1 protein-coding gene is annotated in these 275 nt (G+C 62.9%); it reads left to right on the top strand.

The window, feature by feature from the left end; all coding sequences use genetic code 11:
• On the top strand, positions 1 to 275 hold a 275-nt coding region (locus tag KVT28_RS25065; RefSeq protein WP_217550866.1), incomplete at both ends, for a YcjX family protein.

The raw sequence follows: 275 nt of genomic DNA, 5'->3' as shown, positions 1-275 counted from the left end.
GCCGCTGTTTTGCGTGGTGCGCGAAGATCGCCTGCTGGGCGTCAAGCGCGTGCCGCAGCGTGAACTGGGCACGCCGCGTTTCACCTACGTCGAAGGTCTGGCGCAGCTGTACGGCACGCCGCCGATGTGGCCGACGCCGACGCGTGGTGTGAGCGAAATGCGACTGGCGCTGCGCTATCGTCCGGATGAATCGCTGCTGCGCCATTTCAAAGATACCGCCACTCTCTACCTTGAAATTGTCGATTACCCCGGCGAATGGCTGCTGGATCTGCCGA

Origin of the sequence: Pantoea sp. GbtcB22, from assembly GCF_019091025.1 — a bacterium.
Lineage (GTDB): Bacteria > Pseudomonadota > Gammaproteobacteria > Enterobacterales > Enterobacteriaceae > Pantoea > Pantoea leporis.
This window is presented reverse-complemented; position numbering and strand designations above follow the sequence as displayed.